The sequence below is a fragment of the Microbacterium sp. ISL-59 genome (genome assembly GCF_018613945.1).
GTDB lineage: Bacteria > Actinomycetota > Actinomycetes > Actinomycetales > Microbacteriaceae > Microbacterium > Microbacterium oxydans_B.
Map to the genome: position 1 here is coordinate 122846 of NZ_JAGGPG010000005.1, position 20697 is coordinate 143542.

Consider the following 20697-nt stretch of genomic DNA (forward strand, 5'->3'; position numbering starts at 1 on the left):
CCTTCGATCGGCTTCGCCTGCGGCGTGAGCACGACTGTACCAGCCCGTTGGATTGCGTTCAACCCTTTGGACCGGGTTTCGACGCACGAAAGTACCGACCGCGCCCCGAGACACGGAAGCGCAGAAAGAGTCAGCGACGAACGGCGGTGCTGAACGGGTTCGTCAACGCCGCGGCAGCCGCGCGCAGAGCCTCACCCACGCGCTCGATGCGCTCGTAGTCCGCCTCGGCGGCGCGGATCGCCACACCGAGCGCCAGCGGCGGATCGGTCGGCGCCCACCCCTCGAGCGGCACGGCCACGCCGACGATGCCGCGGAAGGACTCCTCCGCATCCAGCGCCCAGCCGCGCCGGCGGGCGGTGGCGAGCACTTCCAGCAACCCCGCCATGGTCGTCGCGCTCCGCTCCGTCAGCGACGGGAAGACGGCATCCTCCCCGAGGAGCTCGGTGACCTCGGCGTCGCTCATCGCGGCGAGCAGCGCGCGTCCGGTGGCCGACAGCGGCGCGGGGAGCCGCGAGCCCAGCGGAGTACCCAGTCGCAGCGACCGCGACCCTTCGTGCCTGGCGAGATACAGCGCATCCGTGCCGTCGAGCATGGCGACCTGCACGAGCTCGGAGGCCAGCTGCGGCGAGGCCTCGCACACGCTGTAGAACTCGCGCACCTGGTTGAACTGTGCGGCGAACGCACCGCCCAGCTCCGCAGTTCGCACGCCCAGTCGATAGCCCTGGGCGGTGCGGTCGACCATGCCCCCCGCCTCGAGCGCGAGGCACAGATTCGCGGTCGACGACTTCGCCAGCCCCAGTTCGCCGGCGAGCTCCGTCAGGGTGCGTGGACCACCCGCGTCAGCGAGGAGGCCGAGCAGGCGGATGCTGCGGGTGACGGCAGGCGCGGGATCGCGCCCCTCGCGGGTGTCGTCGTCCATGGCTGCGCCTTCCGCCATCAGTGGGGCCGCGGGTGCGCACGCACCCGCCTGCGGATCAGTAGAACTCGACCGTATCGACCACGGCGGTCAGCGGCTCGCCATCGAGCAGGCGCGCCGCGTTCTCGGCGAAGCGTCGAGCGATCCGCTCCTCCTCCTTCGAGTTGAGCGCGGCCGTGTGCGGGCTCACCAGCACGTTCGGATGCGTCCACAGCGGTGACTCATCGTCGAGCGGCTCCTGCTCGAAGACATCGAGAGCGGCGAAGGCGAGACGACCGTCGTCGAGAGCTGCGAGCAGTGCCGTCTCGTCGATGACCGTGCCGCGACCGACGTTGGTGATGATCGCCCCCGGCTTCACCGCGGCGAGGATGTCGGCGCCGATCAGGTGGTGGGTCTGGGTCGTGCCGGGCAGGGTCACGACGATCGCATCGACATGGGCCACCGCGTCTCGCAGCTCGTCCAGTCGCACCAGACGATCGACGCCGGCGACGGGCTCCCCCGACCTCGTGGTGCCCCAGACCCTGGCACCGAGCGCGTGGAAGCGACGCGCGCACTCCGCGCCGATGCCGCCGAGGCCGACGACGAGCACGGTCATCTCGTCGAGCTGTCGCATCTCCCAGCGGTCGGGCCAGGTGCGGGTGCGCTGATCCGCAAGGAGGCGAGGGAGGTTCTTCGCTCCCGCCATCACGCCGAAAACGGCGAACTCAGCCAGGGGCCCGCCGTGCACGCCCGCGCTGGTGGTGAAGACGATCCGATCGAGGTCCGCACGGTCGAGCTCTGCGGCCTTGACCGCGGCCCCGCCGCCGGCCGCCGTCGTCATGACCCAGCGCAGTCGCGGGTTCGCCGTCACCGTGCGGGCCAGCGCCGTGGCGTCCACATCGGGGATGCCGAAGAGGACGTCGGCGGAGTCCACCAGTTCATCGAAGGCCCGCTGCTCGCGCTCCGTGCGAGCGAAGTCCGGGTCGCCGGACCAATCCGCAGGCCCCCGCATCGGAGGGAGGAGCGAGTGATCGCGGACCACCTCGACGCGAGGCTCGAGCTCTTCGATGAGCCGGCAGAGGTCTTCGCGCAGCGGTACCGTCACGACGGCACGCAGCTTGTTCTCGGTCCCCGTCATGCTGATCCCTTCCTCGGGAAATCCTGGATCCCTCACTTTAGCTCAGATCCATCCTGTTGGACACTGTTCTATCCATTGGATTATTGCTACCGTGTGCCCATGAACATGTCATCCGTCACCGTCGGCGCCGTGGGACTCGGCGCCATGGGCCGCCCCATGGCCGACCATCTGCTCGCCGCGCACGGACGACTGGTGATCCACGCGCGACGCCCGCAGCCGGAGCTGCTGGCGGCCGGAGCCACCTGGGCGGAGACACCGCGCGAACTCGCCTCCAGAGTAGACGCCCTCCTCATGATGCTGCCGGATCTGCCCCCGTTCGAGGCGATGCTCGACGGCCCGGACGGACTCCTCGCGGACGCCGGTGAGCTGCTCATCATGATCGGATCGACCTCGTCGGCACCGGCCGTCCGTGCGCTCGCAGAGCGCATCGGCGCGCAGACCGACGGGCGGGTGCGGGTCGTGGACTGCCCGGTCTCGGGCGGCGAAGACGGCGCCATCGCCGGGACTCTCTCGATCATGCTCGGCGGCGACCCCGAGGATGCGGCCCTCGCAGCCGAGGTGCTGGCCCCGTGCGGCACGCCCGTCCTGCTCGGTCCGCTCGGCGCCGGCGAGGTCGCGAAGGCCTGCAACCAGCTGGTGGTGTCCGCGACGATCCTGGCGCTCGGAGAGGCCACGGTGCTCGCTGACCGCTCCGGACTCGACCTCGATGCCCTCTGGTCGCTGCTCTCCGGCGGCTACGCCGGCTCGCGACTGCTCGACAGCCGTCGCGAGAAGCTCGTCACCGGCGACGACTCCCCCAGCGGCGTCGCGCAGTACATGGTGAAAGACCTCGGCTTCGCCGCCGACATCGCCGAGGCCACCGGCACCTCCCCCGTGCTCCTGCCCACCCTGCGCGCCGCGTTCGACGAGCTGGTGGCCGCGGGTCTCGGAGACCGCGACATCGCCGTGTCCCGACGCTTCATCGCGTCGCGTGACACAGGCGAGCACTGACCTCCCGGACAGCGATACGCTGAAACCACCCCTTCTTCACCCTCGAGGAGCCTTCTGTGCCCGAAGCATCAGCGAACATCGGAGTCGTCGGACTCGCCGTCATGGGATCGAACCTCGCCCGCAACCTCGCCAGCCGCGAGGGGAACACCGTGGCGATCTTCAACCGCAGCTACGAGAAGACCCAGACGCTCCTCGACGAGCACCCCGAGGCCGGATTCGTCCCGGCCCGCACCTACCAGGAGTTCGCCGACTCGCTGCAGAAGCCGCGCACCGCGATCATCATGGTCAAGGCCGGCGGCCCGACCGACGCCGTGATCGACTCCCTGGTCGAGGTCTTCGAGCCGGGCGACATCATCGTCGACGGCGGCAACGCCTACTTCCCCGACACGATCCGTCGCGAGAAGGCCGTCCGCGAGACGGGCATCAACTTCGTCGGCGCCGGCATCTCCGGCGGCGAGGAGGGCGCCCTGCTCGGCCCCTCGATCATGCCCGGCGGTTCGGACGAGTCCTGGATCACGCTCGGACCGATCCTGAAGTCCATCGCTGCAGTCGCTGAGGGCGAGCCGTGTGTGACGCACGTCGGCCACGACGGTGCCGGACACTTCGTCAAGATGGTGCACAACGGCATCGAGTACGCCGACATGCAGCTGATCGCCGAGGCATACGACCTGATCCGTCGCGGCACGGGCAAGACCCCCGCGGAGATCGCGGAGATCTTCGCCGAGTGGAACCGCGGCGAACTGGAGTCGTACCTGATCGAGATCACCGCCGAGGTGCTCCGCCAGGTGGATGCCGAGACCGGCAAGCCGCTCGTCGACGTGATCCTCGACCAGGCCGGCGCCAAGGGCACCGGCGCGTGGACCGTGCAGACCGCGCTGTCGCTCGGCGTCCCCGTCTCGGGCATCGCCGAGGCGACCTTCGCCCGCTCGCTCTCCTCGCACCCCGAGCAGCGCGCGGTCTCCCGCGACCTGCCGGGCCCGGAGGAGGAGTTCTCAGTCGAGGACACCGACGCGTTCATCGAAGACGTGCGCCTCGCGCTCTACGCGTCGAAGATCGTCGCGTACTCGCAGGGCTTCGACGAGATCCGCGCCGGCGCCGCCGAGTACGGCTGGAACATCGACCTCGGCGCGATCAGCAAGATCTGGCGCGGCGGCTGCATCATCCGCGCCCAGTTCCTCAACCGGATCGCCGACGCCTACGCCGAGACGCCGGAGCTGCCGGTTCTGCTCACCGCCCCGTACTTCACCGAGGCGATCACCCGTGCCCAGGCAGCCTGGCGCCGAGTCGTCATCGCGGCCGCCGAAGCCGGCATCCCCGCCCCGGCGTTCTCGTCGTCGCTGTCGTACTACGACGGCATCCGTGCCGACCGCCTCCCGGCCGCGCTCGTCCAGGGACAGCGTGACTTCTTCGGCGCGCACACCTACAAGCGCATCGACAAGGAAGGCACCTTCCACACGCTGTGGTCGGGCGACCGCACCGAGATCGAGGCCGAAGACACGCACTGACGTCTCGTCACGAAGGGCCGGGCACCGCGAGGTACCCGGCCCTTCGTGCATCACACGACGATGTTGTGGTTGCGGTGGAAGACGTTCTGCGGATCCCACGCGGCCTTGGTGGCCCGGAGCCGCGCGAGCGCATCCGCCGAGAACATTCCGGGCACCGCATCCGCGCGCTCGGTGTCGGCGAAGTTGCCGTACTCGGCCAGGCGACCGGCCCGGATGCCCTCGCCGTCCGCATCGATCGCGGCACGGGTCTGATCGTCGAGCATGCCCGGGATGTCGAACGCCCCGGCCATCACGAACCAGTTCGCCGCACGCGCCGGGAACGCCGTCTCCTCCTGCGCGACGTCGTGGAACGCGCCGCCCAGCGACCGGAGGAAGACCACCGAGGCCGGATACGCGCGCCGGAAGGCCACGAGCCGCTCGATCAGCGCGTCATCGAGCTCGGCGTAGAGCCCGTTGCCGCCGAGGAAACCAGGAGGGGCGGGCACATCATCGCCCTCCGGCTCGGGCATCTCCATCAGCACTTCGCGATACGGCGGAGTCGTCACCTGCGTCTGCACGCCGGGGAGCGCGGAGATCGGCTCCCACACGGCACGCAGCCGATCGGGCTCCGGTGCCGCCCACACCGCGCTCAGGCGCGCTCCCGCCGGTGCGCTCGGGTCCATCGGCGGCACGTCCATGTACGTGACCGTGAGCTCACGCGGAGCGTCGCGGAGCAGATCGCGCGCGGCACGCAGCACCGCGGTCGCATCACCGTCGATCACACTCTCGGCGAAGGCGATCCCGGCCAGCGGATGCGCGGCGAAGTCGAACCGTGTGACCACGCCGAAGTTGCCGCCACCGCCACGCAGTGCCCAGAAGAGCTCGGGGTTCGTCGCGGAAGACGCTTCGACCACCTCGCCCGAGGCGGTGACGACCTGTGCGCCGATCAGCTGATCGATGGCGAGACCCCAGGCCCGCACCATCCACCCGATCCCGCCGCCGAGCGTGAGCCCGCCGACGCCGACCGAGGCGGTGTCGCCCGAGCTGAGCGCCAGACCGTGCCCGGCGAGCGCCGAAGCGACATCGCCCCAGACCGCGCCGCCACCGATGCGCACGGTGGTGCCGTCGACCTCGATGCCCGACAGACCGCCGAGTTCGAGACGGATCCCCTCGGCCGGGGCGTGCGACCACGGCCCGTGCCCGCCGGCCACGACGGTCAAGGGGACGGCCTCGCGGGAGGCGAGTCGCACGACCTCGGCGACTTCTTCGACGGTGGAGGGGCGGCGGACAGGGGGAACGGAAGCAGCAGCGCTATCGACCATGGCGACATGGTAAGCACGGGCCCCGACATCGCGCACCACCTTCTGCGACGCCCGGAGGGACGCGATCAGGCGGAGCGCACGGCCTGCACGAACGCACGGGCGCGAACGGCGAGCGCCGCGAGATCGCCGCCCGGTGCGGCGGCATCGCCGACGAGGGGTCCCCCGACCCCGATCCCGAAGGCTCCGGCCGCGATGTACTCGCCCACCGTGTCGACGCGCACTCCGCCCACGGGGATGATCCGCGCATCGGGGAAGGGGTCGCGCACCGCGCGGATGAAGCAGGCTCCGAGCGCCGACGCCGGGAACAGCTTGACCGCCGCACTGCCGAGGTCGTGACCGCGCTGGATCTCCGTCGGCGTATACACACCCGGAAGCACGCCGATCCCCTGCGCGACCGCATACTCGACCGAGGCGCTGAGGGTGGGCGTCACCATGAACTGCGCGCCGGCGGATGCTGCCCGCTCGACGTCGGCCTCGCTGAGCACGGTCCCGGCGCCGATCAGCGCCGATTCCGGAGCATCCTGCACGACCTGGGCGATCGCCTCTTCGGCGTCCGGCAGGGTGAGGGCGATCTCGAGCGTCACGACGCCCGCGTCGATGAGCGTGCGCGCCGCGGCCACCGTCGCATCGACGTCGGTGCCCCGGAGGATCGCGACGAGCCGCGTGGCTCGCAGTCGCTCCCGGAGCTGCGCGTTGTCGACGGTGCTCACAGCGCCGCCTCCGCGACGGAACCGGCTGCGCTCACGACCGGAGCCGCACCTGCCCACGGCCACGCCGGGACGCCGGCGACATCGACCTGCACGCCGAGCAGCGCACCATCGGCATCCGCCGGGTCTGCGAGTCCGATGCTCGCCGTCGTGATCACCAGCAGCGTTCCGACGAGCGCCACAGCGGTGGGTCGCTTCGCCGGGAGGGCGATCGCCTCCAGGAGCTCACCCTCCGGCGAGTAGCGGCGCACCTCGGCGGCATCCCAGACCGCGACCCAGAGGTTGCCGTCGAGGTCGATGGTCATGCCGTCGGGGTTGCCGCCGTCGACGCGGCACACCGTGCGGCGGTTCGACAGCGTGCCGTCGGCGGCCACGTCGAAGGCCTCGATGCTGCGGTGCGGCAGGGTGTCGATGTAGTAGAGAGTGGTGCCCGTCTGGTCGAAGGCGAGACCGTTCGACACGGTCACACCGTCGAGGCGCGCGACGGGGATGCCGTCGGCGCCGATGCTCCACAGCGTGCAGTGGGGATCGCGCGGCATCGACTGGCTGCCCACCCAGAAGCGGCCGGAGGGGTCGCCGCCGCCATCGTTCATGTAGTCGCCCGGTGCGGCGACGTCGTCGGTGAGCGCCGTGACGACCGCGTCGTCGCCGACGTGCACCACGCGGCGATCGACACCGACAAGCCATCCGGCGCCCGACTGCGCGAGCGGGATGGGAGCGCCGATCTGCGCACCGACCACGACCGCGGTCTCGGGGACGACTCTGCCGTGCTCGATACGTCCGCGATGCAGCGACCCGGTGGCCATGTCGATCCAGGCGAGGCCGCCGTCGCGACCGTCCCAGCGCGGAGATTCGGCCTGCACGTAACGGGCGTCGGAGATGATCTCGACGGTTCGGGAGGGCGGGGTGTGCGACATCCGGATCATCCTTCGCTGGTAGCTCGTAACCGTTATGTGGCAGACTATCTCACAATATGCATAACACTTGCGAGAAATGTGGATACACGATGATGAAGCGGGGAAACAGCTGATGGCTCCGACACTCCACGGCTTGATGCCCATTCTGGCGACTCCGTTCGACGAGACGGGCGCCCTCGACCGCGCGAGCCTGCGCCGACTGGTCGAGTTCCAGCTCGCTTCCGGAGTCGACGGTGTCGCCGTCTTCGGGATGGCGAGCGAGGGCTTCGCTCTCACGACCGAGGAGCGCCGCACGATCCTGGACGATGTCGTCCGGGTCGTCGACGGCCGCATCCCTGTGATCGCCGGCGTCAACGGCACCTCCACCGCGACGTCCATCGAGCAGTCCCTCCTCGCCGAGGAAGGCGGCGCGGATGCCCTCATGGTGCTCCCGCCGTTCATGGTGAAGCCGCCCGCCGGCACCCTCGTGGACTTCTACGGGGACGTGGCCGCCGCGACCACGCTCTCCGTCATGGTGCAGGATGCACCCGGCGTCACCGGCGTCGCGATGGCGCCGAGCCTGATCGCTGAGATCGCCCGCCTCGACGGGGTCGACTCCGTCAAGGTCGAGGCGCCGCCGACGGCCCCCAAGGTCGGCGCGGTGGTCGCGGCGATCGAGGACCCCGAGTTCGCGGTGCTCGGCGGTCAGAACGCCCAGTTCTGCCTGGAGGAGTACGCCAGGGGCGCGGTGGGCACGATGCCGGCCTGCGAGTTCCCCGACCTGCTCGGCCCGGTGCTCGCGCTGTTCACCGAGGGGCGCGTCGAGGAGGCGCGTGCCGAGTTCCGTCGTATGCTCCCTCTCGTGCTCATCGGTCTGCAGGGAGGCATCGCCTGGGCGGTGCACAAGGAGGTGCTCGTCGCACGCGGCGTGATCGACCATGCGACGGTGCGCTACCCCGCGTCGCGCCTGGACGCGGGCAGCCGCGCCTCGGTCAAGCTCGTGATCGACGAGCTCGCGCTGCCCCCGATCCCCGCCACGGTGCGCGTGTGACACGCCGCGGCGTGCTGCTGATCGGCGGCAGCTCCGACATCGGACTCGCGATCGCCCGCGCCTTCGTCGACGGCGGAGACGCCGTCGTCGGCGTAGGGCTCGAGGACCCGGCGGACCCGGTCTTCGAGCGCTACCTCGTCGCGGACTGCAGCGCGCCGGAGGCCGCCGACCGCGCCGTCGCCGACGCCGAGCAGTCTCTGGGCCGCCTCGATGTCGTGGTGCTCGCCGCGGGCCGCATGCCGATCGCGCGCGCCGAGGCCACGAGCGACGACGACTGGCGCGGCGCACTCGGCGCCACGCTGGACTCGGCGTTCTTCGTGGCGCGGGCCGCACTCCCCCGCCTCACCCGCGGATCGTCGATCGTCGCGGTCACCTCGGTGAACTCCTCGCTCGCCGCCCCTGCCCTGGCCGCCTACGCAGCCGCCAAGGCGGGCGTGGACGGCCTCGTGCGGCAGCTCGCGCTCGACAACGGCCCTCGGGGCATCCGGGTCAACGCCGTGCAGCCGGGCAGCATCGCAGCCGCGGACACCGGCGAGAGCGAGGGCTACCCGCTCGGACGCATCGGCCGGCCGGAGGAGGTCGCCTCGGTCGTGGCGTTCCTCGCCTCCGATGCCGCCTCCTTCGTCACGGGAACGTCGATCGCGGTCGACGGCGGCCTCTCGATCTCGTCCCCCGCAGCCTGGCTGAAGCCGGTCCTCCGGGATCGCTGGCTCTGACCCCGCCGTCCCCACGACGAAGAAGGCCGCGTCCCCTTTCGGGACGCGGCCTTCTTCGTGCAGGGCCTCAGGCGTTGGAGTCGAGCAGCCCCTGGACTTCCTTCTTCAGCGCGTTCAGGCCGGCCTGCGCCTCGACCTGCCCGGCAAGGATGGTTGCGACTCCGGCACCGATGGCGGCATCGATCTGCGCCGTCACGGCGACACGATCCCACGCGGCGCCCCGAGCGTGCTCGGAGACCTCCGTGCGGAACGCACCCTGGAACTTGTCGGCCGCGAGTGCCGGGATCTTGTCGGCGACGCTCTTGGCGGCCGGAGCCACGGCGGAGTTCTCGTACAGTGCCGTCGCCGCTTCGACGTTGGTCGCCGCGTACAGGATGAAGTCGCGGCTGGTGAGCTCGCCCTCGCCCGCGGTCGCGAACACGCCGCTGCCCCAGGCACGGTTGAAGGAGTCCTTTCCTCCGGCCGTCGGACGCGAGATCGCTCCGATGTTGTCGATGATGTTCTGCGCGGCACCGTTCGTCTTGACGAAGGTCGAAGCGAGCGGGGCGTCGTCGTAGAGCGCTGCCCGGCCGCTGGCGAACAGGATGCGGGCGTCGCTACGGGCGACGTTGGTCTGCGTCAGACCCTGGTCCTGCAGCGACTTGTACCAGGTGACGGCCTCGACGCTCTCGGCGTCTCCCAGCGTGCACTTGAGGTCGTCGGTGACGACATCGCTGCCGAAGCCCCACATCCACGGCACGGAGTCCTTGAGGTCCGGGTTCTTGGTGACCGCGGCGTACGGGATCAGCGACTTGTCCTGCTTCTTGATCTTCTCGAGCGCGGTGGCGAACTGCTCCACCGTCATACCCGATTTGATGCCGACGCTCTTCGCGATCTCGCCGTTGGTGATGATGCCGATGCCGGCGGCCGTGAGCGGCAGCACGAGCAGCTTGCCGTCCATCGTGTACGAGTCGAGCACGCCCTGCGGGATGCCGAGCCCCTTGGCGAGGTCGGTGAGGTCGGCGAGTACGTTCATCGGCGTGAGGACCTGCCACCCGCCCGACTGACCGACGCCCATGAGGTTGCCGGAGCGCCCGGTCAGAGCGAGCTGCGTGGCCGCCTGGTCGTACGGGTAGATGACCGGGGCGACCTTGACGCCCTCCTTCTTGGAGAACCCGTCGAGGATGCCCTGCCACGCGGACTTCAGCGCCTCCTCGCCGAGCGAGTTGCCGTAGAAGTTGATCGTCTTGGCTGCTGTCGCGGCACCGGCCGAGGCCCCTCCGGCACCGGCGCCGGGGGCGGCGGGCGTTGCACACCCGGCGAGCGCGAGGGCACCGAATGCGGCGAGCACGGTGCCGCCTCCGAGGAAGGCTCGGCGGCTCAGCTGTGAGTTCGAGATGGTCATGGAGACTGCTCCTTCGAGGTGATGGGGGTAGAGCTGTTCGGGAGACGCATGGCTACCCCTTGACGGCTCCGGCGGCGAGGCCGGAGACGAAGTAGCGCTGCAGGAGGACGAAGATGATGACGAGCGGCAGTGACGTGATGAGGGACGCCGCCATGAGGGCGGGCCAGTCGGCCGTGCCCTCGCGGATGAACGCCTGGGTGAGGCCTGCCGGCAGCGTCTGCTTGTCGGGGCCGGCGAGCGTGAGGGCGAAGAGGAGATCGCTCCAGCCGCGCATGAAGGCGAACATGCCCGCGGTGATGAGACCGGGGACCACGAGCGGGAACACGATGCGGAACATGGTGCCGGTGCGTGAGAGGCCGTCGACCTTGGCCGCCTCGAGGATGTCGTCCGGAAGGGCGTCGATGATGCCCTTCAGCAGGAACACCGCGAGCGGCAGGGTGAACGTCGTGAACGAGATGATCAGCGCCGTGTAGGTGTACAGCAGCCCGGCCGAGCTCAGCATCAGGTACAGCGAGATGAGCAGCAGTGCGCCCGGGATCAGCTGGCCGATGAGGAACATGAACATGATCGCGTTGCGGCCGCGGTAGCGGAACTTCGACAGCGAGTACGCCATCAGTCCGCCGACGAGCACCGCGAGCAAGGCCGTGCCGGTGGACACGATGATGCTGTTCAGCAGGTTCTTCAGCAGGAGGTCGTTCTGGAAGAAGCCGATGAAGTTGTCGAACGTCGGGTCGACCGGGAAGAACGGCCGATCCAGGGAGAAGACGTCCTCCTTCTTCGTGAACGCCGTCGCCGTGAGCCAGTAGACCGGCAGCAGGCCGAACAGCGCCAGCAGCAGGAGCAGCACGCGCCCCGGGATGGACAGGTGGGGGCGGATGATCGACTCCCCCACATCGCGACTACGGCGCATCACTTCTCCAGCCGTCGGTTGAGGAACAGGTATCCGCTCGTGATGATCGCGAGCAGGACGAGCCAGAGGGCGCCCATGGCGGAGGCCTTGCCGAGTTCGTAGCTGCCGAAGGCGAGGTCGTACAGGCTGACCGCGAGCGTCGTGGTCGAGTTGCCCGGCCCACCGCCGGTCATCACGAAGATGGTGTCGAAGTTGCCGAAGTTGTAGATGAACTCGAGCACCGCGACGAGAGTGACGGGGCCGGCGATGTGCGGCAGCGAGATGTGGCGGAACCGCTGGGCACGCGTCGCACCGTCGATGGTGGCGGCCTCGATCTGCTCGCTGGGCAGGGTCTGGAGCACCGCGAGGGCGACGACCATGATCCACGGGAACGAGTGCCAGGTCTTGGCGATGACCACCGCGGCCATCGCACCGGTCGGGGTGCCGAGCATGCTGACCTCGGGGAGCCCGAAGATCGAGAGCACGTGGTTGACGACACCGTAGCTGTCGTTGAAGATCCACGCCCAGAGGAAGGAGACGACCACGCCGGGCAGCAGCCACGGCAGCATGAGCGCGCCGCGCAGGATGTTGCGTCCGCGCATGCGGGCGTTCAGCAGCAGCGCGAGGGCGACGCCGAGGATGAGCGGGAAGACCGTCGCGAGCGAGGCGAACACCAGGGTGGTGCCGAGTCGGGCGAAGAACTCGTCCCAGACCGCCACGTAGTTGTCGAGGCCGACGAACGTGCGCTCCGGGCGGAGCAGCGACTGGTCGTAGAGGCTGGTCCAGATGCTCGACACGAGGGGGAAGATCGCGATCACGAGGAACAGGAGGACCGCGGGAAGTGCGATCATGAAACCGAAGGTGCGGTCCTTCGCCCCCACCGTGGAGCGCCGCCCTGAGCGAGGCTCGACGGCCTTCTGCTCGCTCTCTGCGGGCCGCTCGAGTATGGCTTGTTGCATTGCAGTCACTTTCCAGTAGAGACGACCCCGGAGGGCCCTGCGCATCGTCGTCACAGTCGTCGACGTCGACGTGCGGCCAGTTAACCACAATGCGGATGCGAAATCCACAAAATGCATAAGACACCCACATTTGTGTTGCTCGAAGCCATTTCGCTGAATAGGATGACTGGCAACGGCGACGAGCCGCGGTCGCGCAGATGCGGCCACATCACCAAGGAGGAGTCACCATGGCGTCGGAATCGGTAGGCGGCACGCAGACCGTCGAACGGGCGATGTCGTTGCTCGCATGCTTCACGGAGGAATCCGGCGAGCTGAGGGTCTCCGAGCTCTGCACGCTGACCGGCCTCGGCCAGTCGACGGTCTCTCGCATGATGTCGGCACTCGACCGCATGAAGTTCGTGGTGCAGGACGCCCGCACGGGCCTGTACCGCCTCGGCCCTGCGGCGGTGTCCCTGGGCACGGTCGCGATCAACGGTTCCCCCATCTTCCGCGCCTCGCGGCAGATCGCGCAGAACCTCGCCCGCCGGATCGAGATCGGCGTGAACGTGGCCGAGCTCAGCGGCTTCACCTTCACCTACCTCTGCAACTTCGAGGGCGCCCTGGCGCCGAAGTCGTTCGCCATGGCGGGTCGGACCGGGCCCCTGCACGCCACCGGCATCGGCAAGGCCCTGCTGTCGGGCATGTCCGACGCACAGGTCGACGAGTACTTCGCGCAGACGCCGCAGCGCTTCACGCCGCACACGATCGTGGACCGCGCGGCCATGCAGACCGCGCTCGACGAGACACGTAGCCGCGGTTACGCGACCGAGATCGAGGAGCTGGCCTTCGGGCGCGCCTGCATCGCCGCACCGATCCGCAACCGAGCCGGTGAGATCGTCGCGGGCATCTCGGCCAGCGGGCCCCTCTCCGTGCTCGACCTGCACGAACCGCATCAGGAGCTCGCCCTGCAGCTCATCGAAGCCGCCGACGAGATCTCGGTGGCCCTCGGGTACAGCCCGTCGCGCACCGCTTCGGCGTTCGCGGCACTCTGACCCTCGGCCGCACTGCGGCTTCCCCCCTCTGACGACGGCACCTGCCGCCGGCCGTTCGACCACCCCGTCTATTGGAGACCCCAGTGAGAATCACGCGCGTCCAGACCTTCCCGCTCTACCTGTCGAAGGAGGATGCGAACAACTCGTACGCGGGCGACACCGCCGTCGATCACCGCGGGTACGTCATCCGTCCTCCGTGGCGGAGCCTGTACTCCCCCGGCTACGAGACGCTGCTCGTGAAGATCGAGACCGATGAGGGTCTGGTCGGCTGGGGCGAGGCTCTCGCCCCCGTGGCCCCGGTCGTCGCCGCGGCCATCGTCGACAACCTGCTCACCCCGCTCATCCTCGGCGAGGACCCGCGCTCGGTGCGCACGCTGTGGCACCGCATGACGGAGTCGATGCGCGAGCGCGGTCACCTCACCGGGCACCAGGCCGACGCCATGGCCGCCGTCGACATCGCGCTGTGGGACCTCTGGGGCCACGCCACCGGCCTCTCGGTGTCCGAGCTCGCCGGCGGGCGCTTCCACGAAGTGCTGCCGACCTACGTCTCGGGCATCCGCGGTGTCGACGACGTCGAGCGCGCCGAGAAGACGGCAGAGCTCGTGGAGGGCGGCGTCCGCCGCATCAAGCTGCACCTGGGTGTCGACATCCGCACCGACCTGGCGACCTACGACGCCGTCCGCGGTGTGCACCCCGATCTCGACGTCGCGCTCGATGCGCACTGGACGTACCGGCTCGGCGAGGCGCGTGCGCTCGGCCGCGAGCTGGACGACCGGCGCGCATGGTTCTTCGAGGCGCCGCTCGCCCCGGAAGACGTCGAGGGGCACCGCGACCTCGCGACCGCTCTCGCCACCCCGATCGCGATCGGCGAGGCCATGCGCAGCCGCTTCGAGTTCACGGACTGGCTCACCCGCCGCGCGGTCGGCCTCACGCAGCCCGACATCGGCCGCACCGGTATCACCGAAGGCCTCGCGATCGCCGCGGTCTCCGATGCCTTCCACGTGCCGGTCGCGCCGCACCACTCCGCCGCATTCGGCATCGCGATGGCCGCCGGCGTGCATGTCGCGGCGAGCTCCGCGTCGCTCCTCGCCTTCGAGTACCAGCCGTTCACCCTTCCCGTCGCCAACCGCCTGCTGACGACCCCGCTCGAGGTGCGCGCAGACGGCGGGTTCGTCGTGCCGACCGGCCCCGGGCTCGGCGTGACCGTCGACGAGGACGCGATCCAGGAGTACGTGCGGCACTGATCTGCATCGACATCCGACGAAGAACGGGTGGGCGTGCCGGATCTCTCCGGCCCGCCCACCCGTTCTTTCGCGTCAGTTCCCGATGCGCACGAACTGTGCGGCGCTGACCCGGTGGATGCTGGTGTTGCGGACTTCGAGTCGGACCGTGCCGGTGGCCCCGGCGGCGTAGCGGAACGAGCCCAGCGAACGCCAGGCCGCCGCGCCCTGCGTCTGGTCCACGATGACCTCGGAGCTGCCGTCCTTATGCTCCACGACGTAGGCCGCCGAGGTCGTGGTCGTCGAGTTCGTGGGGTACCAGACCGAGACGCGGTAGAGACCGGCATCCGGCAGCTCCACGTTCCACGTCACCGTGCTGCCCATGGAGTCGGAGTCGCTGTACCGCGTCCTGGTGCCGTTCCAGCCGGACAGACCGCTGGGGTACCAGTTGCCGGACTCCAGGTAGCCGGGCCACGGGGACTGGGTGTGCGCGATGACGCCCTCGTCGGCGACGCGCACGAGCACACCCCGGCGCAGGGTCTGATCGAGACGCGCCTCGAACCGCGTCGACGAGCCGGGCGCGACGCCCGACCCGGCGGTCACCGTCCAGGTGTGAGTGAGGTCGGATCGCGGCGGCACCGTGATGCTCGTGCTCTGCCGCCCCACGCTCCATCCGCTGAGGCCGTACAGCGCGAGCGTGCCCTGCAGCGGGGTGACGCCCGTGTTGATGACGAGCGCGGTGAGCTTGGCGACGGCGCCCGGCCCGCTGACGATCTCGACGTCGGAGGTGAGGGACACCAGCCGTCGGCGGTCGATAACCTCGATCGCGGCGGGGCGGAGCTGCACGGGGTCCTCCCCCGCGACCGTCACGTTCGCGGTGACATCGACCTCGCCGAGCGCGGCGTTCGTCGCGATGATCGCCGCCGATTCCACCCGCGCGGAGCCCTTGGCGGGGACCGTGATCGCCGGGACGGCCCCGTCGAGCTGCCACCCTGCCGGCAGGGCCACCGTGATGGCGCCGGTGATCGGGTCCGCGGTGGCGTTGCGCACCTCGAAGGTCAACGGCACGCGGTCTCCGGCCGTGCCCGTCGCCTGCGCGATCACGTCGCCCACGACTCCCGGGTTGGCTCCGCTGATCCTGGCCGGCAGCCGCAGGGTCACCTCGTCGGTCGTCGTCCCGCCCGAGGTGATCGTGTACCGGAATCTGTCGGTGAGATCCTCGACCGGGATCGTCCACTCGTAGGGGTAGGCCTTCGCGGGAGCCTGCTTCGCCGCCCCGTCGCCGATCCGATACGACAGCGTCGCCTGCTCCTCGGTGTCGATCTGCACGTAGGCGTCGTAGCCCTGCCCGTCGGGGCGGACCAGGAGCATTCCGCGGGCGATCCCGTAGTCAGTGCCGGAGTCCGTGTCGATCTCGTGGAAGCTGTCGCGTCCATGGTCGGCCACGTCGTCGAACGGCAGGCCGGGGCGCTGCACCTCCACGTTCCGGACGACGAGGGCGACGAGCCCCCGCGCCGGCACACTGACGGTGACCCGGCCACTGACCGCCGCGCCGGTGGACCGGGTGCCGTTGGCGGTGACCAGCTCGACGGCACCGGAGAACCCCCGGGGAATGCCGGTCAGCTCGGTGGAGAGGTCGACGACCACCTGCTGCGCCGAGCCGGCGGAGTTGGTGAGGCTGACGTAGAGGGCGTCGTTGCCGACGCCGCCGATCCAGTTGACGAGCGAATTGGACACCGAGATCAGCCCCGCCGGGAGATACGGCCAGACGCCGTCCTCGCCGAAGAACGTCCCCGGGGCGTGGCCGTAGGCGAAGAACTTGAAGTAGGCGAAGTCGGCCTCGAACACGTGCGGGAACTCGATTGCGCCACCGCTGCGGTAGAAGCTCTCACTGAGCAGGTAGTCCATCGCGAGGCCGAGTTGCGCGGGGGCGTGATGGAAGTAGTACCCGGTGATGCCCACGGGACCGCTCGTCGCGAAGTCGGGCTTCATGTGTGCGACCTGGAACTGTCGGCCGTAGTAGCCCGGGTAGGTCGTGAACCGGCCGATCACCATGTTGTGGGCGATGTCGGCCAGCAGCTCGTCTCCGGTGTGATGCGCCAGTCGCAGCAGGGCACCCGCCCAGCAAGGGTTGAACACATAGCCGCCGCCGGGGTTGGTCAGTGTGCTGACGCCGAGCTTGAACGACGACAGCGCCTCGAACGTGAGCCCCGAGGGAGACACGTACCAGGCCGGGACGGTCTCGGTCGGCACGTTCGTGGTCGGGTAGGACGGCAGCGACGAACGCGACTCCCAGTCGTACTGCTGCTTGATGACGTGACCTGCCGGCACCGTGACCGTGCCACCCGGAACCGGGCGGACGGCAGTCTGCGTGATGAAGCGCTGGACCTCCCGGTACGCGCCGTCGAGGAACTCGGTCTCGCCGGTCGCCTCGAACATCTCGAGCAGGTCGACCCAGTACTTCGAGAAGCTGTACGCGAACCCGCCGGGCGGCTGGCCGTTGCTGCGGTACGGCTCCAGGATCTGCTCCTGGGAGTAGCGGCGGGCGATCAGCGTCGCCTCGGCGAGGTAGGCCGGATCCCCGGTGACCCGGTACGTCGCGAGGGCGTTCGAGAACGGCGCCCTGCTCTGCCCGACGACGCCGGCCTTGGTCGCCTTCACCGCGAGCCGCTGGATGCCGGCGTTGCGGCCGTGCGTGAGCTGGTAGAGCGACGCCAGATTCACGGCATCCGTGGGGATCCTGCCGATGCGGTACTGGCTCGTGTCGTTGTAGACCGGGCTCCCGATCATCGGTGTGTGCCCGATGCCCTTCCGGGAGAGCTGGTACTCGACGAGCGGCCGCGCACGGCGGTCGTACAGAGTGCCGTCTGCTGTGCCGGTGAGATAGTGCGCCGAGAGGACGACGCCGCTGGCCGCCGCGCGCACGGCATCCTCGTTCTCCACATCGACGAACCCCTTGGCGCGGTTCCACCACCCGGAGTGCGAGGGGATGTAGTCGACGGAGTGGTCTCCGTCGGGCTCCACCGCGATCAGTGCCGCCATCGCGTGCACGGCGTCGGTGAGCGAGCGGTCGTAGACGTTGCTGCGGTAGGCGGTCAGCCCGTACTCGCTCCGGCACAGCTGTGCGTACGTGCCGTACAGCGTGTCCGGGCGGGCCGCGAGGCCGAACGCGAATCCGCGCTGCTCGCCGACGGCCATGGCCGTGCGCAGCCCGGGCTGCGGCGCGTACATGCTGGGCACGATATCGAGGCTGTCGTTGCGCAGACTCATCCCGTAAGGCTGTCGGTCGGCCATCAGCTGCCGCTCGTGCACGAACTCGGCCACCTCGGCGGGCAGGTACACCCCCGAGGTGACAGCCACCTGGCCAACCGCGTACTGGGTCAGCGCCATCGGCGCGAAGAGCTCCCAGGCGCCCAGCGGAGCGGATCCGTCGAGCACCGAGAGCGCGTGCTGATACGACCCGCACAGCACCTCGTCGAGGTCGTCGAGGGACTTCGCGTCCTGGCTCTGGTATCCGACGATGTAGTCACCGGCGGTCTTGGCCGTCAGCACGTAGTGCGCCTCGGGATGGGCGCCCTCGAGCCGCCAGCGGACGACCAGGTCGACGTCGTCCGTGCTCGTGGTCAGCTCGATGGCCTGCGAGCCCAGCACCTGGTACGACGTGAAGCCGAGCCAGCTCGGTGCGAGCGGCCCGTACAGCTCGGGCGCGCTGCCCGACGGCAGCGTCCCCTCCAGCACCAGCCACTGCTCGTCGAAGCGGTGCGCGGGGTCGGTGATCTGCAGCCAGCCGCCGTTGTGCGCGACCTCGAGGTCGCGCACGATCGTGGCCCCGCCGTCCCAGGTCGCCTGGAAGAAGGTCATCCGGTGGTTCTGTCCGACCAGCTGCGCGACCTGCGTGAACGCGAGATTCGGCTTGTCCAGGCGGCGGAGGGCATCGGCGTACGCACCGGTCGTCGTCGTGAGCTCCGTCGCCGCTGCCGGGGCGGCACCATATGACGACCCGAGCACCGGGGGAAGCACTCCCGCGATCACGAGTGCGCGCAGCACGGAGCGTCGGCTCCACAGCAGAGGATTGTCTTCGGCTCCATCGCCAGGCATTGAATCCATGATGCACATACTGCAATCCGTATGCGATCATGTCAATGCGTCAGCCTTCCGGGCCACGGCGCCGCCTCGTCGTGCCACGCCGGTAACGTCGAGCAGGCAGAACCACCCGAAAGGACGCGTGCGGTGCCCCAGGATCCCCCCGCCGAACTGACCGAGTACTCACTCAGCGCGCTGCTGACCCCGCTCGCGCCGCCCGCCGAGCCGGACGACTTCGACGACTTCTGGCGCGCGACCTACGAGGAGTTCGGCACAGGTCCCGTGCCGTGGGAAACCACCCGCGAGCTCGCGCCGACCGCGACGCACCGCGTCTCGGAGATCCGCTTCCACTCCTCGGCCGGCGAGGCCGCTGCGGCCTACGTGGTGCTGCCGCACACGATGGGGAGCGCACCCCGTGGGCTCGTCGTCGGACACGGCTACGGGGGCCGCACAGCGCCCGACCTCGACCGGGTACCCGCCGACACGGCCGCGATCTTCCCGGTCGCCCCCGGCACCCACGCCGGCACCGCGAGCCGCTTCCCCGCCCTCCCCGACGAGCATGTCCTCGCCGGGATCGCCCACCGCGACACCTACTCGCACCGCTTCAGCGCGGCGGACATCTGGCGTGCGGCCACCGTGCTGCTCGAGATGGTGCCCGCAGCGGCGGGTGCCCTCGACTTCAGCGGCGGCAGCTTCGGCGGCGGCATCGGCGCGATGGCCCTCCCCTGGGACGCCCGCTTCCGCCGCGGCGTGCTGGACGTGCCGAGTTTCGGTGACCACGACGTGCGGCTCACGCGGAAATGCACGGGGAGCGGGGAGGCCGTGCGTCAGCATCTGCTCCGGCACCCCGAGGACCGCCCGGTGCTCGACTACTTCGACGCGGCGATCGCGGCACGGCGGCTGCGACTTCCCGTGCACGTCAGCGCCGCCGTGCTCGATCCGGCCGTCGACCCCCGCGGCCAGTTCGCGGTCTACCACGCGCTGACCGGGCCGCGTCGCCTGAGCGTCCGCGCCGCAGGGCACCTGGACGGACCGATCGGCGAGCTGTCGGACCGGCTCGCGCTGCAGGCCGGCATCGACTTCCTCGTCCTCCCCGACGAGCGGCTGGCATGACCGCATCCGGCGCCTCCCAGACAACACATAGCGATCTCCATAGAAATTACATAGGAGATTCCGCAGAATAGGGACATGACCAGCGACCTGCCCGAACTGCGCCGCCCCGACGGCACCCCCCTGCGCATCCTCGCCGTCGACGACGAGCAGATGCTGACCGACCTGCTCGCGATGGCCCTGCGCATGGAAGGCTGGGAGGTGCGCACGGCCTCGTCCGGCATGGAGGCGCTCCAGGTCGCGCGCGACTTCGAGCCCGACGCGCTCGTGCTCGACATCATGATGCCCGACCTCGATGGCATGTCCGTGTTGAAGCGGCTGCGCGAGTCGGGCAACCTCGTCCCCGTGCTGTTCCTCACCGCCAAGGATGCCGTGGGCGACCGCGTCGCCGGACTCACCGCGGGCGGCGACGACTACGTCACCAAGCCGTTCAGCCTGGAGGAGGTCATCGCCCGACTGCGCGCGATCATCCGCCGCACCGGGCACGCGACCACCGACGACGGACAGTCGATCCTGCGCGTCGCCGACCTCACGCTCAACGAGGACAGCCACGAGGTCGTGCGCGACGGCACCGAGATCGAGCTGACCGCGACCGAGTTCGAGCTGCTCCGCTACCTCATGCGCAACGAGCGACGGGTGCTGTCGAAGGCCCAGATCCTCGACCGGGTCTGGAGCTACGACTTCGGCGGCAAGTCCTCGGTCGTCGAGCTGTACATCTCGTACTTGCGCAAGAAGATCGACGCCGGCCGCACGCCGCTGCTGCACACCGTCCGCGGCGTCGGCTACATGATCAAGGCGCCGCAGTGAGTCCAGCGACGATGA

17 protein-coding genes are annotated in these 20697 nt (G+C 69.7%); 8 read left to right on the forward strand and 9 right to left on the reverse strand.

Features of this window, described 5'->3' with window-relative positions; all coding sequences use genetic code 11:
• Positions 1–130: 130 nt before the first annotated feature.
• Complete coding sequence (locus J7E45_RS16960) at positions 131–919, reverse strand: IclR family transcriptional regulator (RefSeq protein WP_215070891.1); 789 nt, start codon at positions 917–919, stop codon at positions 131–133.
• A 55-nt stretch (positions 920–974) separates the two neighbouring features.
• A complete protein-coding gene (locus tag J7E45_RS16965; RefSeq protein ID WP_215070893.1) occupies positions 975–2033 on the reverse strand; it encodes a D-2-hydroxyacid dehydrogenase in 1059 nt (352 codons plus the stop codon).
• A gap of 99 nt (positions 2034–2132) precedes the next feature.
• Here J7E45_RS16965 and J7E45_RS16970 point away from each other — a divergent pair, with 99 nt between their 5' ends.
• Together J7E45_RS16970 and gndA are read left to right on the forward strand one after the other, a co-directional pair.
• Positions 2133–3023 carry an NAD(P)-dependent oxidoreductase gene (locus J7E45_RS16970; RefSeq protein ID WP_215070895.1) on the forward strand — a complete coding sequence of 297 codons (891 nt, stop codon included), beginning with the start codon at positions 2133–2135 and terminating at the stop codon, positions 3021–3023.
• A 56-nt stretch (positions 3024–3079) separates the two neighbouring features.
• Positions 3080–4528 carry an NADP-dependent phosphogluconate dehydrogenase gene (gene gndA / locus J7E45_RS16975; RefSeq protein ID WP_091030878.1) on the forward strand — a complete coding sequence of 483 codons (1449 nt, stop codon included), beginning with the start codon at positions 3080–3082 and terminating at the stop codon, positions 4526–4528.
• A gap of 50 nt (positions 4529–4578) precedes the next feature.
• On the opposite strand, the gene J7E45_RS16980 is transcribed toward gndA, so the two are convergent.
• From J7E45_RS16980 to J7E45_RS16990, 3 genes are all read right to left on the reverse strand, one after another.
• On the reverse strand, positions 4579–5829 hold the full coding sequence (locus J7E45_RS16980; RefSeq protein ID WP_215070897.1) for an FAD-binding oxidoreductase: 1251 nt from the start codon (positions 5827–5829) through the stop codon (positions 4579–4581).
• Between the two features lie 65 nt (positions 5830–5894).
• Entirely contained in the window at positions 5895–6539 is a 645-nt protein-coding gene (locus J7E45_RS16985) for a bifunctional 4-hydroxy-2-oxoglutarate aldolase/2-dehydro-3-deoxy-phosphogluconate aldolase (RefSeq protein WP_215070899.1), read from the reverse strand.
• Complete coding sequence (locus J7E45_RS16990) at positions 6536–7453, reverse strand: SMP-30/gluconolactonase/LRE family protein (RefSeq protein WP_215070902.1); 918 nt, start codon at positions 7451–7453, stop codon at positions 6536–6538. Before J7E45_RS16990 ends, J7E45_RS16985 begins: the two co-directional genes overlap by 4 nt.
• A gap of 136 nt (positions 7454–7589) precedes the next feature.
• On the opposite strand from J7E45_RS16990, the gene J7E45_RS16995 reads away from it, so the two are divergent.
• On the forward strand, positions 7590–8483 hold the full coding sequence (locus tag J7E45_RS16995; protein WP_251054540.1) for a dihydrodipicolinate synthase family protein: 894 nt from the start codon (positions 7590–7592) through the stop codon (positions 8481–8483).
• A complete protein-coding gene (locus J7E45_RS17000) occupies positions 8480–9199 on the forward strand; it encodes an SDR family NAD(P)-dependent oxidoreductase (RefSeq protein WP_215070906.1) in 720 nt (239 codons plus the stop codon). Before J7E45_RS16995 ends, J7E45_RS17000 begins: the two co-directional genes overlap by 4 nt.
• Positions 9200–9266: 67 nt before the next feature.
• Here the strand turns inward: J7E45_RS17000 and J7E45_RS17005 are convergent, their stop codons facing one another.
• Genes J7E45_RS17005 through J7E45_RS17015 form a run of 3 tightly spaced genes read right to left on the reverse strand, consistent with a single transcriptional unit; the run spans position 9267 to position 12431 of the window.
• On the reverse strand, positions 9267–10583 hold the full coding sequence (locus J7E45_RS17005; RefSeq protein ID WP_167634495.1) for an extracellular solute-binding protein: 1317 nt from the start codon (positions 10581–10583) through the stop codon (positions 9267–9269).
• Positions 10584–10635: 52 nt separating this feature from the next.
• Positions 10636–11493, reverse strand: a complete 858-nt coding sequence (locus tag J7E45_RS17010; RefSeq protein WP_051662341.1) for a carbohydrate ABC transporter permease — start codon at positions 11491–11493, stop codon at positions 10636–10638.
• Positions 11493–12431 carry a carbohydrate ABC transporter permease gene (locus J7E45_RS17015; protein WP_215070908.1) on the reverse strand — a complete coding sequence of 313 codons (939 nt, stop codon included), beginning with the start codon at positions 12429–12431 and terminating at the stop codon, positions 11493–11495. The genes J7E45_RS17010 and J7E45_RS17015 overlap by 1 nt, the downstream gene beginning before the upstream one ends.
• A gap of 227 nt (positions 12432–12658) precedes the next feature.
• Between J7E45_RS17015 and J7E45_RS17020 the strand changes: the two genes are divergently transcribed.
• Both J7E45_RS17020 and J7E45_RS17025 read left to right on the forward strand, forming a co-directional pair.
• Positions 12659–13462, forward strand: coding sequence for an IclR family transcriptional regulator (locus J7E45_RS17020; RefSeq protein WP_029273785.1), 804 nt, complete (start codon positions 12659–12661; stop codon positions 13460–13462).
• Between the two features lie 83 nt (positions 13463–13545).
• The gene (locus J7E45_RS17025) at positions 13546–14706 is read left to right on the forward strand and encodes a mandelate racemase/muconate lactonizing enzyme family protein (RefSeq protein ID WP_091030903.1); all 1161 of its coding nucleotides are present in this window, start codon (positions 13546–13548) and stop codon (positions 14704–14706) included.
• A gap of 72 nt (positions 14707–14778) precedes the next feature.
• Here the strand turns inward: J7E45_RS17025 and J7E45_RS17030 are convergent, their stop codons facing one another.
• Positions 14779–18789, reverse strand: a complete 4011-nt coding sequence (locus tag J7E45_RS17030) for a hypothetical protein (RefSeq protein ID WP_215070910.1) — start codon at positions 18787–18789, stop codon at positions 14779–14781.
• Positions 18790–18912: 123 nt separating this feature from the next.
• On the opposite strand from J7E45_RS17030, the gene J7E45_RS17035 reads away from it, so the two are divergent.
• Positions 18913–19878, forward strand: a complete 966-nt coding sequence (locus J7E45_RS17035; protein WP_215070912.1) for an acetylxylan esterase — start codon at positions 18913–18915, stop codon at positions 19876–19878.
• Between the two features lie 75 nt (positions 19879–19953).
• Complete coding sequence (locus J7E45_RS17040) at positions 19954–20682, forward strand: response regulator transcription factor (protein ID WP_091030915.1); 729 nt, start codon at positions 19954–19956, stop codon at positions 20680–20682.
• Positions 20683–20697 lie beyond the last annotated feature (15 nt).